The sequence below is a fragment of the Fluviicola sp. genome (assembly GCF_029266855.1).
Classification (GTDB): domain Bacteria; phylum Bacteroidota; class Bacteroidia; order Flavobacteriales_D; family Crocinitomicaceae; genus Fluviicola.
The window spans coordinates 781,127-797,770 of record NZ_JAQSWB010000001.1 but is presented as its reverse complement, the minus strand read 5'-3'; the positions used below and the strand labels follow the sequence as shown (position 1 = coordinate 797,770).

Annotated in this window: 8 protein-coding genes; 3 read left to right on the top strand and 5 right to left on the bottom strand. The window is 41.3% G+C overall.

The window, feature by feature from the left end:
• Positions 1–314: 314 nt before the first annotated feature.
• Positions 315–7,100, top strand: coding sequence for a gliding motility-associated C-terminal domain-containing protein (locus K0S23_RS03755; protein ID WP_300354444.1), 6,786 nt, complete (start codon positions 315–317; stop codon positions 7,098–7,100).
• A gap of 127 nt (positions 7,101–7,227) precedes the next feature.
• Here K0S23_RS03755 and K0S23_RS03750 read toward each other — a convergent pair whose 3' ends face one another.
• Positions 7,228–8,580, bottom strand: a complete 1,353-nt coding sequence (locus K0S23_RS03750; RefSeq protein WP_300354441.1) for an FAD-dependent oxidoreductase — start codon at positions 8,578–8,580, stop codon at positions 7,228–7,230.
• A gap of 157 nt (positions 8,581–8,737) precedes the next feature.
• On the opposite strand from K0S23_RS03750, the gene K0S23_RS03745 reads away from it, so the two are divergent.
• Complete coding sequence (locus K0S23_RS03745) at positions 8,738–10,225, top strand: ankyrin repeat domain-containing protein (protein ID WP_300354438.1); 1,488 nt, start codon at positions 8,738–8,740, stop codon at positions 10,223–10,225.
• A 47-nt stretch (positions 10,226–10,272) separates the two neighbouring features.
• Here K0S23_RS03745 and K0S23_RS03740 read toward each other — a convergent pair whose 3' ends face one another.
• Positions 10,273–11,184: a hypothetical protein gene (locus K0S23_RS03740; protein WP_300354435.1), complete on the bottom strand. Its 912-nt coding sequence runs from the start codon at positions 11,182–11,184 to the stop codon at positions 10,273–10,275.
• Between the two features lie 66 nt (positions 11,185–11,250).
• Positions 11,251–13,620 carry a M1 family aminopeptidase gene (locus K0S23_RS03735; protein WP_300354432.1) on the bottom strand — a complete coding sequence of 790 codons (2,370 nt, stop codon included), beginning with the start codon at positions 13,618–13,620 and terminating at the stop codon, positions 11,251–11,253.
• Positions 13,621–14,115: 495 nt separating this feature from the next.
• Between K0S23_RS03735 and K0S23_RS03730 the strand changes: the two genes are divergently transcribed.
• Entirely contained in the window at positions 14,116–14,505 is a 390-nt protein-coding gene (locus K0S23_RS03730) for a hypothetical protein (protein ID WP_300354429.1), read from the top strand.
• A 58-nt stretch (positions 14,506–14,563) separates the two neighbouring features.
• Here the strand turns inward: K0S23_RS03730 and K0S23_RS03725 are convergent, their stop codons facing one another.
• Both K0S23_RS03725 and K0S23_RS03720 read right to left on the bottom strand, forming a co-directional pair.
• Positions 14,564–15,628, bottom strand: a complete 1,065-nt coding sequence (locus K0S23_RS03725) for a PA0069 family radical SAM protein (RefSeq protein ID WP_300354426.1) — start codon at positions 15,626–15,628, stop codon at positions 14,564–14,566.
• Positions 15,629–15,742: 114 nt separating this feature from the next.
• Positions 15,743–16,639, bottom strand: a complete 897-nt coding sequence (locus K0S23_RS03720) for a WG repeat-containing protein (RefSeq protein WP_300354424.1) — start codon at positions 16,637–16,639, stop codon at positions 15,743–15,745.
• Positions 16,640–16,644 lie beyond the last annotated feature (5 nt).

Genomic DNA, 16,644 nt, shown 5'->3' with positions numbered 1-16,644 from the left:
AGCATATTTTGTTAATTTAAATGTAAAATAAAGTATGGGAATGTTAAAAATAGCATGCAAGCATAGTTAAAATTAATTGATATATCACACAATTTGATTTAAAACACTGATAATGAAGAGTTTTACAATTATTTAATATTTATCAACTAGTTAATCAATTGAATAATATCATCAATTTTGTCCTAAAAAAGTGGGATTCTTAAATGTTAATATTCGTTTGTAATTGGGAAATGAAAAACAAAAACCAACAAATATTCACTGGCGCTAGTCTACATCATACTTTCTGGCGTCTTTAAAGTAACTAATACACTGCGATGAAAACGAAATCTCTTCAAGCAAACCCGGATATGGGATATATCCGCTTTGTACTCTCCGTCGTTCTCTTCTTGTCCGCCTATTTTGCATTTGGACAACCAGGAAAGAATGGTGCAGTAACAATTACTGCCCTTAACACTGTAGTGAACTGTTACAGTCCCGTCACTAATAATATAACAGCAGGATCGAATACTGTTACTGTTAATAACTCCGGCGGAAACAATTGTAACTGGGAATGTGGTGACATGGTCATGGTCTACCAGGCTCAAGGAGCAAGCATCAGTACTGCTAATTCCAATTCTTATGGAGATATTACTGCTTATAACAGTTCAGGTCTGTATGAATTCAATTACGTTTCTGCTTATAACGGGAATACCGTTACCCTTCAAAATCCGCTAGTAAACAGTTATGCAGCAGCCGGAAGGATACAATTAATAAAAGTACCCTCTTATACAACTCTGACTGTGAATGCAGGAGCTTCCATAGTTCCTCTTTTATGGCAAGATGGTGGAAGTTTTAGAAGAGGAGGGGTTGTTGCAATTCATTGTGTAGGTACAGTTACTGTAAACGGAATGATTCAGGCAACTTCTTTTGGTTTCAGACCAGGTGCAACTGAACAAAATACGAGTGGAACAGGTGCAAACTTCGTTTCGGCATATGTATCAACAAGTTCAAATGACGGTGGAGAAAAAGGTGAAAGTATTGCAGGTTTTGGTGCAGAATATGCTGGAGGCGCATACAACCGTGGAGCTCCTGCCAATGGTGGTGGTGGTGGAAATGGTCACAACGCCGGTGGTGGTGGTGGTGCCAATGGTTTAAATGGAACTCCCTGGAATGGTCAGGGTATCATGTGTACTGCTTGCCCCGGAACTGCTGCATGGCTCTTAGATCCTTATGTAATAGCAAATGGAAATGTACTTACCAGTTCATCGGGTGGTGGACGAGGCGGATATTCTTACGGATCAAGTAATCAAAATGCATTAACTACTGCACCGGCTAATACAAACTGGGGTGGTGATTACCGCGATCCAAATGGTGGCTTAGGCGGAAGACCTTTAACAATTACTCCACAAACGCGTATTTTCTTCGGAGGAGGAGGTGGAGCAGGAGATTCCAATAACGGATCCAACTTACCGGGAGGATCAGGAGGTGGAATTGTTTATATCATCGCTCCGAATATTGCCGGATCCGGAAGTATTCGTTCAGATGGAGGAGCTGCCGTAAACCAAATTTCAGCCGGAACAGGATCAAATAATGATGCACCTGCCGGAGGTGGTGGCGGTGGAACAATCATTGTCAAAGGTACCGTAGCAAATTCACTTACTTTGAGCGCCGTTGGTGGAAAAGGAGGTGATCAGGGAAATATCGTTAATGAAAGTGAAGGTCCCGGTGGTGGCGGTGGCGGTGGCTATATTGCAATTACTGCAGGAACTCCGACACAAGTGGTAACAGGAGGCCAAAGCGGTATTACTATTTCCACTTCATTGACTGAATTTGTTCAAAATGGAGCTACCGACGGAGGAACGGGGCAATTGGGAACAATCCCAAATACTTTTATTACCTATACGGTAACGGATATTTCTGCAACAGTGAATACTCCGGTTTGCGTTGGGTCCGCATTAAATTTTACTTCTGTAGTTTCAACTCCGGGAGGAACCTATCAATGGTCCGGTCCAAATGGATTTACGTCCACAGCCGCGAATCCTGTTATTGCAGGAGCTGTTGTTGCTCATACGGGGACTTATCGTGTAATTTATACAACTCCGGGCGGATGTGCAGATACCTTTTTTGTAGCTGCGGTAGTTAACCCTAACCCGGTTATCAGTTTGGTTCCAACAAACCTAACCTGTGCTAATCCATGCAACGGTAGTGTCGCACTAAACTTTACAACATTAACAGCACCGTCTTATACATTTGCATGGAACAACGGAGCAACAACTCAGAATATTTCAAGTTTGTGTGCAGGTGCTTATTCTGTAACAGTAACGGATGCTAACGGATGTATTGCAACGGCGAATACTGCTATTACTTCACCGACTCCATTGGTTGTTGGATTTGTAAAAACTAATGCAACCTGTAATAATACGTGTAACGGAAGTATTACGGTAAATGCTTCAGGTGCTACTCCGGGATATCAATACAGTTTGAACGGAGCGGCTAACCAGGCTTCGAATAGTTTTACAGCTTTATGTGACGGAGCTTATACAGTTCTGGTAACGGATGCTAACGGATGTTCTGCTACCATAAACACAACGGTTACCGAACCGCCGGTATTAAATCTGGTACTTGTTTCAACAGTTCCTTCCAGCTGTGGATCGAATAACGGTTCATTGACTGTAAGTGCTTCGGGTGGTACGCCTAATTATACGTATACAGTAGGGGCCGTAACCCAAGCATCAGGTACTTTTTCAGGACTTGCTCCGGCGGTATACAATGTTACGGTTACTGATTTAAACGGTTGTACGCAAGTTCTTTCTGTAACAGTAGGGACTACTGTATCGCCAACCGCTTCAATTTTGAGTCAGCAGCCAGTAAGCTGTTTTGGCGGATTCAACGGTTCGGCAATCATTGGTTTTTCAGGAGGAACTCCTAATTATACTTTTTCATTATCTCCTGGTCCATCAAACCAGGCTTCAAACGTGTTTAATAATTTAGCTGCTGGTTCTTACACTGCTACTGTAACTGATGCGAACGGATGTATAGCAACAGTACCTTTGACAATTGTTCAGCCTGCTCAGCTTACTTATACTACGGTTATAACAAATGCTTCCTGTAACGGAGTGTGTGACGGTCAAATCCAGATCAACGCAACAGGAGGTACAGCACCTTATGATTATTCGCATGATAACGGTTTGACTTTTACACCTGCAAATCCAATTACGAACTTATGTGCAGGAAGTGTAGATATCGTAGTACGTGATTTTAAAGGATGTCTTGTCAACTCAACAGTAAATATTACTCAGCCTGCTCCTCTTGCAGCAACATTTACAACAGTTAATCCTGTTTGTAACGGCAGCTGTGACGGTTCAATCACTGTGAATGCTAGTGGGGGAGTTCCTGCATATAATTATAGTTTGAACGGAGGTGCAACTCAGGTATCAAACACGCTATTGAACGTTTGTTCAGGTACTCAGGATGTAATTATTACTGACGCTAACGGATGTACACTTGAAGTGAATCCTGTATTGGTTGATCCACCGGCAGTTGAGCTTGATCTGGTTGATATGATCGAATCGAATTGCGGATTTAACAATGGTGAATTGATTGTTATTGCAAGCGGACCAAATCCTGGATTTACATATACGGCAAATGGTGGTGCACCGCAAACCAACGGAACTTTCTCAAATATCTTTGCAGGAGCTTATGATATTATTGCTGTTGATGATTTGGGTTGCCAGGCACAAGAGTTCTTCGGTGTAAATGACATCGAAATGAGCGGGGTCCTGATTGAACAAACAGATCCGCTTTGTTTCGGTGCGTTTGACGGAACGCTTGAAGTTACAAATGTGAGTGGGGCGGCTCCAATCAGTTATGAATTGGATAACTCCGGATCCTCACAGTTTTCAGGATTCTTCCCAAATCTGGGTGCAGGAAGCCACATTGTTGTAATATCGGATGCGGGGAACTGTATCTTTACAATTCCAGTAAACCTTGGTCAGCCGGATCCGATTACATTTAACACGGTAATTACGGATGTTACGTGTTTCGGAGATTCTACAGGAGGAATTGAATTCATTAACACTGCCGGGGGAACCGGTGCTTACATGTATAGTATTGATGGCGGAAATAACTTCGTTTCAGGTGCAACATTTAGCGGTTTACCAATCGGTACTTATGGCTTAGCAGTTACAGATATCAATGGTTGTATGGAGTTTGATTCCGAGGATATTATTCAACCTCTTCCGATTGAAATCACTAATAACAAAGCTGATTTAACCTGTTTCCAAAATGCTTCCGGATTTATTCAGTTAGGTGCTACGGGAGGAAACTCAGGATATCAGTACTCAATTGATGACGGGACGACTTTCACGGCTTCAAGTTCATTCTTCAGTTTAACGGCACAACTTTATAATGTAGTTGTAGTGGATCAGGAAGGTTGTCTTCAGGATACCACAATTACCTTAACTGAGCCAACACCATTGGTTGCAGGGGCTACTTCAACGGATGTTTTATGTAATAATGCATGTGATGGTACTATCACAGGAACAGGAAACGGCGGAACAGTCAACTACATGTTTAGTGTCGATGGTGGAATTATTTACAATGTAACCGGCTTCTTTGATAACTTGTGCGCTGGGTCTTACGATTTGATTGTTAATGATTTTAATAGTTGTTTGGACACGGCAGATGCGATAATCGGTTCACCGGCAGGAGTTACTTTAAGTGTAACCCTGACTCCTTCCACTTGTGGAGATGCAAACGGACAAATCGATATGAGTCTGGCAGGTGGAACAATGCCGTATAACTATAGTATTGATAACGGAACAACTTTTACTACTACTAATGTATTTACCGGCTTACTTGCGGATAATTATCCTTTGGAAGCAGAAGATGCAAACGGATGTAGTGTTGATTCCATTGTTACTATTGTTGATCTTGCCTCACCGGTTATTTCCGGAGTATATGTTACCGAGCCTACTTGTTACAGTATTTGTGATGCAAGTGCACATGTTAGTTCTGCCGGAGGTACAGGAGCATTGTCTTTTGAGATCAACGGAGTTTCGCAAACAGACAGTATTTTTAACGGTCTTTGCGCAGGGACTTACGATGTAATTATTACAGATGTAAATGCTTGTACAGACACTTTAAATATTGTTATTGACCAACCGGATACTTTAACATTTACTACCGTGGCAACAAACCTGACTTGTTTCCAAAATCAGTCGGGATCTATTGCGGTTACAGTTCAGGGTGGTACAGCACCGTTCGATTATTCGTATGACGGTGGCTCGACCTTTGGAGTAGTAAGTAATGCACAGATTCTTTCTGCAGGTAACTACTCGATAGTTGTTCGGGATGATAATAACTGTATGGCTACAGGAACAGAAGTTCTGACTCAACCCGCTTTGCTAACATCTACGCTGAATCTGACTGATCCAACTTGTTTCGGATTCTGTAACGGTTCTGCAGTAGCTAATGCGAGCGGCGGAACTCTTAACTATACTTATCACTGGAACGGGGTTACAGGAGCATCAAATACGAATCCAAATCTTTGCAGTGGTACATATACACTGGAAATTACAGATGCAAACAACTGCTCTTTCGATACGACATATACAATTTCAGATCCAATCGAATTTGTAATTGATTCAATCGGGCATACCAATGCATCATGTAATACTTTCTGTGATGGAAACGCAACAATTTATGCTCCAGGAGCAGTGTCTTACAGCTTTGATAACGGAGGAACTTTCGGACCATCAAACACCTTAGGTTCTCTATGTGCCCAGGCATATCTGGTTCAGGCAACGAATGCTGCAGGTTGTATTGCATTGGGTTCTGTTGCAATTGCAGAGCCGCTTCCGGTACAATTATTCTCTACGATGGATAGTTTGATGTGTACAGGTGATACGATTCCACTTTTTGCAATTGCATTCGGAGGAACTGCTCCTTACACTTATACCTGGAGCAACGGATTCGTGGGGCAAACTCAAAATGTGATTCAGACAAGCCCGGCAACCTATACAGTTTCCGTGACGGATCAAAACGGATGTACTACTGCAGCACCTAATTCTGTAGACTTAACAATGTTACCGGTTCTGGCATTTACTTTGACCGGAGATACTTCGATCTGTAGCGGAACTAATATTGTTCTGCAGGTGAACGTAACAGATGGTGCGCCGGCTTATTCCTATCAGTGGAGCACTTCTGCAAATGATACCTTAGACCAGATTACAGTTACACCTTTGGTGCCGACGCTTTACAGTGTAAGTGTTTCCGATGTGTGTGTTACGGTTGATACAAATGTTCAGGTTAGTTTCTATGCGGTTCCAACTGTACAATTTGTGACAAGTGCTCAGGGCGGATGTAGTCCATTGGAAATTACTTTCTCCAATGACCTGGCAATCACAAATCTTGAAAACTGTACATGGACTTTCTCTGACGGTCAGACATTCAACGGTTGCGGAAGTATCAGTGCGACCTTTATAAATCCTGACTGCTATGATGTGGTCTTTACCGGAAACACAACGGACGGTTGTCCGGTTACCGGAACGTTCGGCTCAGCAGTATGTGTTTATGACAATCCGGTAGCAAACTATACTTATTCTCCTCAGTTACCTACCGAGTTGGATAATACGGTTCAATTTACCAGTTTGTCTTATGGTGCAACAACATTCGACTGGACATTCGGAAGCAGCTATGGTACTTCGACAGCGGAGAATCCTAATCACACTTTCCACGGAGTTGATCCCGACCAAACAGTAAATGTTTGTTTGTTGGTTACTTCAGAACATGGATGTGTGGATTCTATTTGCAGAGCGATCAAATTCTACGGCGACTTCCTGGTTTGGGTTCCGAATACCTTTACACCGGATGGTGATGAGTTTAATAACCAGTTCAAACCTGTCTTCTCAAAAGATCGCATGATCGAAGATTACAATTTGATGATCTTCAATCGTTGGGGAGAATTAATCTTTGAATCACATGATCCGGAGATCGGATGGGATGGAACGTACCACGCAGAGTTTGTTAAGGATGGAACATATACCTGGACAATTGATGTGAAAGACGGTTTAAAAAATAAAAGTGAACGATTCATCGGTCACGTGAATAAATTGCAATAATCAAGTTTAGTTAGAAGCTGAACTATAAAATACCGACCGTCTGTTTCCAAGGAAACAGACGGTTTTTTTTTGTTTCGCATTTAGGACGTAATTCCGCAATATTACGTCCTCTTTTTTTAAATGATAATCACTTTCCTTTCGACGTAAATGCCTTGTATTTCTCAGCAGCATGCTTCCCTGAGATAACAGCACTGTTCTGCGTTTCCAATCCTTCAGACCAACCACCGGATAAATAAAGTGATGGAAATTCATTGACCTGTTTGTGGAGTGTTTCTAAATGTGTAATAAATTCAGTGGTGATCAAAGGATGCCAAAAACTACTTACATGAAGCAGTTTCCCGGATTTCTTCAATTCTTCAATTGCATTGGCACTTAACCAACTTTTATAAATACCATTCAGCCTATCTGAAATCATACCTAAGTTCATTGTGTTTGAAAGTAACTGATTGGAATCATTTGTCATCACATTCAAAAAAGCGGGTTTACCAGTGTTCACAAAATCTGAATCCGTGTGTAAGGCAATTTTAGCCTCGAAATAGGTAAGGTGTTTTAGGCTGTTGGTTACTTCTTTCAGGTCCGGCTCCGATTTCAGGATTTTAGCAGTATGATCCGCATGGGTTGCAAAAACGACAAAATCCACTAATTCGGTTTGTTCGACTCCATTATTGGAATAGGTTACCAGCCATTTGTCTTTGGAACGAACAACTTTAGTTACCGGTGAATTGCATTTGATTGTTACCTGTTCCGGATTCATTTTCTCACCGACGCGCTGGATCAATGTTCCCATGCCTTCTGTCATGACTTTGAATTTATTGGAAGCCTTTGGTTTCCGGAAGGCAAATAATTTTACAATATCAATAGCGGAAGTTTTTTTGATTTCCGTAATGGTGGTTCCCAATGAAGCAGCGAGAAAAGGATAAATAATCTCGTTTTTATAGCTTTCTTCAAATTTCAGTTCTTTTACCCAGGTTTCAATAGTAATCCCTTTCCATTTATCCGGGTTCTTATACATCGCATAAGCTTCTTTATTGAATCGTTTGAATTTGAGGAGTTTTCCCAGCTTTTCACCGCGCAGTTTTATTCCCAGTGGGGAAACCAGTACCGGTTTTTCCTGACTTTCTCTTTGAATCAATAACGTTCCCGCCACAGATTCAGTTTGATAGGGATTTTCTCCAAGTGTTTTTGTCAGAAATGCGATGTAATCATTCCAGGGGCCTTCAACGAAATATTGTGGTCCGGCGTCAACATTAACGAATAGTCCTTCCTTGTTTTTTACCAGTACTGTTTGTGCATTTCCTCCGAGTTTCGCCTCCTTTTCGAATAAAATAATCTTTGCCCCGGGATCCGATTCCGAAATAAAATACGCTCCGGAAACTCCAGCAATTCCACCACCGATGATGGCAACTTTATTCTGAGAAAATGAAGAGCTGCAAAGGAAAGTAAAAACAATTGCAAGATGTAAACGCAGAGAAAATAGCATGAAACAGCAGTTTTTTTATATGAGGCTAAGATAGAAAGATTTCAGTAAGGACGAATATCAATTCAGAAAGGACAAATATCAATTAAATGTGTCTGTAGATTGTGATTGAGAGAAAGAAAATTATCTTTGAACCAGTTAACCCTTAATGTAATACCTAATGAAATTAAACAAAAAAGAATTGTTGGATGCAGAAACCCCTGTACTGAATATTCTCAAAATCATTCTTGAAAATCGTATTGAAGAGTGGAGCTCCGAAGGACATAATGGAGATAATTATGTCCAGTATAAGATTCACAACGGTTTATTTACATATCATGTAAATAAAGAAAAACGTCCTTTTTCACTTTCGAGTCAGCGGTATTGTGCAGCGCAAAGCTGGGGACCTTCTCAACAATTGGTTTACTACGACGCAATTGATATTGCACTTTCAATTATCAAACAAACAGCTAATTCTGAAGAAAGGGACGAGGATGGAAATACGCCGTTAATGCTGGCCTGCCTGATTGGAGAGCCTCGTTTGATAAGGTCTGTCCTTGCAGAAACCAAAGATAGTTCATTGACAAACAAGAATGGGGAGACAGCACTTCATTGTTTAGCAAGAAGCGGGAGAGAAGATGCAGCGAAGTTGTTTTTGAAGAAAGAGAACAGCCCAAACATAAATGTGGTGGACAAAGCTGGTTGGACCGCTTTACACCATTTGGTGGATTCCGGAGATGAAGTGGGAATTTTCAAACTGCTTCAAAAAAGAAAGATTGACTTTAAGCTAGCTTCGATAGCAGAAAAGTCTGGTTTTTCGAAAGGAACATTGGTACTTGATATCGCTAAAGATAAATCCAGATCACTTATTTTACCTTTGCTGGATACGGAGAAAACAGAGTTCACTATTGCTGAAATCAGAAGAGAAGCTTTATATAGCAGGTTATCTGTTGTGGAAAAATACCTCAAGAATGGAGGAGCTCCGGATATGACTGATGAGGAGAATCCGGAATCTATTTTATTGAGTGTTTCGAGAAATGATTATGCGGAAGAGCATACTGCTGAAATGGTGGCACTGCTTCTGAAATACGGAGCAAATGTGAATGCGGTTCAATCTTCGGGATTCAATGCTCTGATGCTATGCATCAACAGTTTGTTCAACAAAGGTCCCCGAATCCCTGCATTTGACGGTGAATACATGGAGCATGTCAAGATTGCTAAAGTTTTGATAGACAATGGAATTGATCTCACACAAGCAAAGGATGGATCGATGCAAAAAGCCCTGAGGGATGCAGCTGAAATTTCTCCTGAAATTACCAAAATGATCCTGTCGAAATTGGTGCTTCTACCTCATGTAAAGAAAGAATTGGACCACCAGGATTCTGAAGGATTTACGGCTATGCATACTGCAGTTCGTTCCGGAAAACTGGAAACGATCAAGGGATTGGTGGAAGCAGGTGCAAATATCAATATTGCGGAAGATTATGGATTTATCCCTTTACATGAAGCAATTATTAGGGGCGATTATGAGAATGCAAAATACCTGATCGAAAAAGGTGCGGATGTAACTCATGCAATTACCAGGGCAGACGGAGCTTATTCAAGTGGCGATGATGCGAAGGTCATCGCTTCTAAGTCGAGAAATAAAGATATTCTGAACTTATTTTAACTTTTCTGATTCTATTGAGAAAGCCATTAGATACGCTGATGGCTTTTTTAATCTTTTACCTTCCCAACTTTACACTTAAAACTGAAGGCTGTCAAATTCTCTTTTGCTTCTTTTTGCTGATAGACCGTTCCTTCTTTCATGTTCGTTGTATTAAAACGCCAGCTTGCGATCGGGTCGTGGAAAGCATCATCGGTGTCAGTTAAAAAGATCGTTACTTCATCATTTTCAGAAACAAGGAACCGGAATACACGTGGTTTTGCCGCAAAAGAAATGAAATAGTTGTTTCCCTTGTGAATATTTCCCACTTCGAGATCTCCCATTTTAATTGAAAAATCCAGGTCCGGTGCGTCGGTACCGAATAATTCATGATCCCAGGCCTGACCCTGATTATCGAAAGGTTTTACAACAAGTGAATCCAATGAGCATTCGAAGATTTTGGTAAGTGGTTTCGTGAAGGAAAAAACGGTTGAACGGGTATTTTGTTTGTAAGGTGTATTAAATCCGTCCTTTCCATAGAGATCTGCAGAAACGGAAAGATTTTGTTTTCCTTCCTTTAACTTGAGTGCAGCATAAGGGATAAATACAAAATGGTTGACGGAAAGAGGTTTTGAATCTGAAAATTGAGGGTCACACTTGAGTTTTATTTCCAGGAAATCACCTCTGCCAAATGCAGATTGGTATCCAAATGCCGGTTTCACCTGGTTACTGTCCTGGAATAAACTTAGTATGAAAGTGAACTTTGCCTGCCCCAAAGCGATGTTCAATAAACTGTCAGTTGGGTATTTTTTTCGAAGTACGGGGAAATCACAAAGCACTGAAATGCGAAGGCCTTTCACGCCATTTTCTACAAAATCGGGCTGCACCTGGATGTTGGAAATGATGTTTTCCTTGTTTTGAGCGAAAGAGTTGTTTCCCAAAAGAAAGATCAATAACAGGATGAAAAGATTTTTTTGTTTCATTTTCAATTAAGTTAATTACGTTCGTCAGCTGACGGGACGAATATCATTTGTTTGGTTGCGTTAATTTTATTGAACAAGCAACAATTTATGAAATACCGGTTTGTCTTGTTTGTACCCGGTGACCCAATAGTTTCCTTTTTTCCAGGAATCGGTTGCGAAATCGGTTTTTGTCCCCGGTTTCAAACGCTGATCTACAAAGCGGCCAAGCACATCGCTTATTACGATCCGGTCTGTGGAAATACTTGTTTCAAGGGTTACCAAGTGCGTTGCAGGATTTGGATAAAGTATCACTTCATTCTCTTTCGCCAGTTCATTGAGTGCTAAATTAACTCCTTTCAAAGCAATGGCATATTCTCCTTTTTGCAGGTTGGTAGCATTCAGCGTTCCGGTTTTATCGGTCGTATTTCCCATAGTCTTGGTATAAGTTGGGAATTCAGCCCAGTCAACAGAACGATTAGGACGATAAAGCAGGATGATACTGTCTTCGGCACCGGTTATGAGTAAATGATCCAAGTAGGCGTTCCCACCGGTCAATTGTCCACTGTATCTGAAGGTTGCGTTGGTGTTAAAACCTGCATTCCAAATCCCGTCAATACGCCAATAACGCTGTGGTGAGATCAGTTTTCCCGATTCCCAGTCAATTACAGGGTCCGGAGCAGCCCAGTTGTGTTCGACTACTACGAAAGCAGAATCCGCAATGTTTTGAATTTGAAGCATCAGATTTGAATGAATCAGGTTTTTCGTCCCAACAGTATTGTAAGTTGCATAATTTGCAGTTACTGCATGGGAGATCAATTCGTCCCGGTTTAAATAGCCGAATGAGGGAGCGAAGGGAACAGTTACCGTTACCGAATTATTCATTCCGGAAGAATGGATCGTTTGTTCAAAGGTATTCCAGTTATTGTCGCGCAGGGTTAAGGTTACCGGAACCTGGTTGCTGTAAGTGGTTCTGCCCACCAATTTTTGTTTCAGGTGAATGGTTACATCGTATTGAATTCCATTTTGAGTAACAGATAAGGAATCGATGGAAATGTGCGGCCAGCCTCCCTGGAAGATCCAGTCAGCAAAGAAATTATCGAGATTTACCCCGGTAATTGCACTCAGATCATCGCGGTATTCAAGCGCATCGATATCGGAAAATTTATTCTGTTCAAGTAATTCGGATAGTCCGTTAAAGAAGAGTGAATCTCCCAAATATGCACGAAGTGTGTGGATCATATCTGCTCCTTTCGAATAGGTGGTGCTTCCGTAAGTATGTGCCTGCGGAACGCCGGAGAGCGGCCAATATCCACTGTCATCCATATGGCAGGTACGCAGCAGATTTTTATGTTGATTTCTGACAAGTGCTTCATATGCAGACCGGCTTGAGAAGTTTTCGGTGAAAACATATTCGCAGTAAACCGCGCTTCCTTCGTTGATCCACATATCTTCGGCTGTACGGCAAGTTACGAGGTTTCCCCACCAGTGATGAGCTAATTCATGTGCCATAACCGATTGCCAGGCCAGGCTTCCATCAACTGCTGCTTTTGGAAAAGCGATATTCATGGCATGTTCCATAGCTCCGGCTGTCATCGGAACAAGGACATATCCCACACGATCCCAGCGATAGGGGCCGAATTTATCTTCAAAAATATCAAAAGCACTTTCCAGGTTTATAAAGGAATTTTTCATTGCGATTGTATCCGAGGCATGGGCCGCTAATTTTACCGGAACAGGATTGTTTTGAAAATCCGTGAATGAATCATTTACGAAGGTGTAGTTTGAAACAGCTACCGAGATCAGGTAAGAGGGAATGCTTTGATTCACCTTCCAATGATGTGTTTTCGAAAGATCCGGGTTTGTAACAGTTAGCTGATGCACTCCGCCACAGGCCGCATCGTGGGTTGGGAGAGTTGTTACATATAAATTGTAAGTAGAACGCGTAGTGAAATTATCGAAGCAGGGAAACCATGTTTTCCCGTAATTATGAGGAATGTCGTCCAAAGAAACGCCAACATTGTAGGCATAAGCCGAATTGAAATAGAAACCGCCGAAGGTAGGATCCTGAACGGTTGTTCCGTGGTAGAACACTTCTATGGAGGTCGAATCACCGATATTGTAAGTTCCACCCAAATTTACTTTAAAACCCAGCGGTGCAGCGGTAAAAGAAAGCATGTTTCCATTCGCATCATGCACGCTATCTACTGACAGACCCAATAAATCCAGTTTTATTTCAGTAATGTTATTAACCAGGGGTTCAAAAATGACCTGAGTTTGTCCTTTTAGAATAAAGGTACTGAAGTCGCGCAAGTCCAGGTGAACGTTGTAGTGCTCAATTGAAATACTGTCACTTCTCGTATCGTAAGGAAAGGAAGTTTGTGCATTAGTTATGTTGAACAAACCGGAATAAAGGACCAGGGTAAGCGAAAGGCAAAGGGTGACGTTCATACGATTCATAGTCAGAAAATAAAGTTAAATATAGGGAATTACTTATTATTATAGTTCTCATCTCCCGCAGTGTCTGAAAAGGAGTTGGAAGGAGCGTGCAGATATTTCTAATCTTCTCACTTTAGAGAAGAGCCAATCGCTGCGGACCAAAACTAAAGCAAGCCTGAAAGTTCAGGTTGCAGAAGCAAATTAACAGATATGTTTCTCTGTACTAAAATGTTGGATTATCCGATAGAATCCGGCTTTTGAAAGATTGGGGGACTTGTTAAATCCTTCACGTTCTCATACATCCTTCATACTATATCCATACTTGACCCATACTTGATCTATATCTAAGCCATAAAGTTGTGAAAGACCTGCGATAAAGGAGGTGAATTTTCCGGTCTGAATTTTCATTTTATGTTACATATTTGAGCAACAGGAGTATTGAAGGAAAGAAAGCGGGGGTCAATTAAAAAAAAAGATAGTATTTTTAGTTCCGTAAACTAATTAAACTTAAATACTATGCGTGTAAACGTTGAACAACCGTATACTTTAGCGGAATTAAAACCTAAATTGGAAGCTGCATTCCCGGAGTACAAAGTTAAATTCAGAGGTCCGAAGGTTTTGGTTATTTCCCAGGGAAATGTTGCCGGTGCAATGATCGTTGGTGAAAAACAGAAATTTGTAAGATTACAGGAAGCATTCCCGACTATTGGCGGACAAATGTTATTTACCTTGTCGATCCTTCTTTTAGGAATTTTGATTCCTTTCATCATTTTTCTTACTACAATGAAACCAAAGCAAGTGAAGGTGCGCGATGCCGTTGCGAACTTTATCCGTGAGGAATACGGGACAGGAGCGATCCCAACTAAAAAAGAAGAATTGGCTACAGCTGATTTATTGGACGCTTAAATAGAAGTGTGAAAAGAATAATTTGAAAGGGATTCGCTGCGGTGAATCCTTTTTTTAGTTAAAACAATTTCATTTGTCCGCTGGTATCCGGAACGGAGAACAGATCGGTTCTAAGTCGCGGATAGGGCAGGTTAGGGAGGAAGCGTTTTCTGGCCAACTGTACCTGCCGGTGTATATTCAAGGCGTAATTTCCTTCTCCTTTCATTCGTGTTCCGAATCTGCTGTCGCTCAGTTTTCCTCCGTGCGTGTCACGCAGCTGGTTGAGTACTTTTTCCGCCCGATCCGGGTAATTCTTTGTTACCCAATCTGTAAATATCTCCCCGTTGGGTCCATTTAAACGCACGATTTGGTGATGCATACTTATGGCACCGCGTTTTCCTACTGCTTCAGCAATCGAAAAAATCTCGTCGTCGTTGAGGGCCGGGATGATGGGCGCCATCATGACATTTACAGGAATCCCGTGCTGGGAAAGTTTTTCGATAGTGTCCAGTTTCTTTCGGCAGCTGGCAGTCCGCGGTTCCAACTTTCTGCGCAATTCCTCTTTCAGGCTGGTTAAACTGATATTTACTACCACTAAGTCCAGTTTGGCGAGTTCTTCCAGGATATCCAAATCCCTGGTGATCAATCCGTTTTTGGTTATAATTCCGACAGGATGCTTGTATTTCAGCATGATCTCCAGTAATCTTCTGGTGATTTGGTATTCCCGTTCGCAGGGCTGATAGCAATCCGTATTTCCCGAGAGAGTGATGGTTTGAACTTTCCAGGATTTCTTATTCAGTGCTTCTTCCAGCAATTCGGGAGCGTTTTTCTTGACGAGGATCACGCGTTCGAAATCCGTTCCGGCACTGTAGCCCCAATATTCATGAGTGGGGCGGGCATAGCAATACGTACAGCCGTGTTCACAGCCCTGGTAAGGATTGAGTGAATAAGCCATGCCAATATCCGGACTTGTCAGTTTGTTCACGATGGTTTTCGGATGAACCTCAATGAATTTCGTTTTTAATTCTGGTTCTTCGGATGGATCAATATCGTCAAAATCTTCTCCTTTTTCTTGAGAAAAGAAGCGGTTATGCGGATTTATTTGTGCTCCGCGCCCGTTTTTGTATGGTAAATTATCAGACATAACTGTGTTGAATTGAAGCGCTTCAACAAAGATATGATTATTATTTAGTTTATTTTAGATTAATTTTTAATCAAAATAAATTTATTGGTTTACATTGTTGAGGGGGAGCTATTTTTATTTGATTTCATTGCCATTTTTATCAATATAAAATTCCCGCCCATTCAATTTTACTTTTGCTTTTTCCTCTGAAAAGCTTTCTGCCTCATCATATTTGCAGACGATCTTTTCTTTTCCTGTCGCATCGATGAATCCGAACTTTCCATCTCTGCTTACTTTCGCCAGCTCGTTGCTCATATAGTTCATATCAGTATAGGTGATATCACTGGCTGGTTTACCGGAACGGTTCACTAAGTACCAAAGTCCGTTGTCCAGAAAAGCGACCAGTTCCGGGGCGATGGGAGCTACATTCTTGTATTTGGGAGGGACAATTTCTTCTAATGCCGGATTCAGTAATCCGAATTTTGAATACATATCAACCTGAACATAATCGTAATCAACCCATTTAACGGAAGAGTATTTTGGTTGAAGAATTACCTTGAAATCACTATTCATGATTCCATGAATATTATATCCCCAAGTATGTTCGTTCGGATCATCTATGGCGATATCTGCTAACCCGGTGAAAAAATCAAATTCAATGGCATAAGCATATTCCGGAACAACTACTACTTTTCCCGTGGTATCGATCACGCCCCATTTTTTTGCAAGTTCCACATTGGCATAACCCAATGCAAAATCCCGGACTTGGTCGTATTTCGGAGCAACAATTTCTTTCCCGCTTGCATCAATAAAGCCGTATTTTTCGTTTAATTCTATCCTGGCGTATCCATTGACAAATTCGGCCATGTAATCGTATTTTGGTTTTAGGATCACATTTCCGGAAGCATCTGAAAGTCCGTATTTCCCTTTCTTGTAGAGAATTGTTTGTGACCAGATCGAAGAGGTAAAAAGGAGTGAACAAAGGATAAAAAGGGTCGTTTTCATTGGATTGATAATAATTATTGTTGACATAAAAA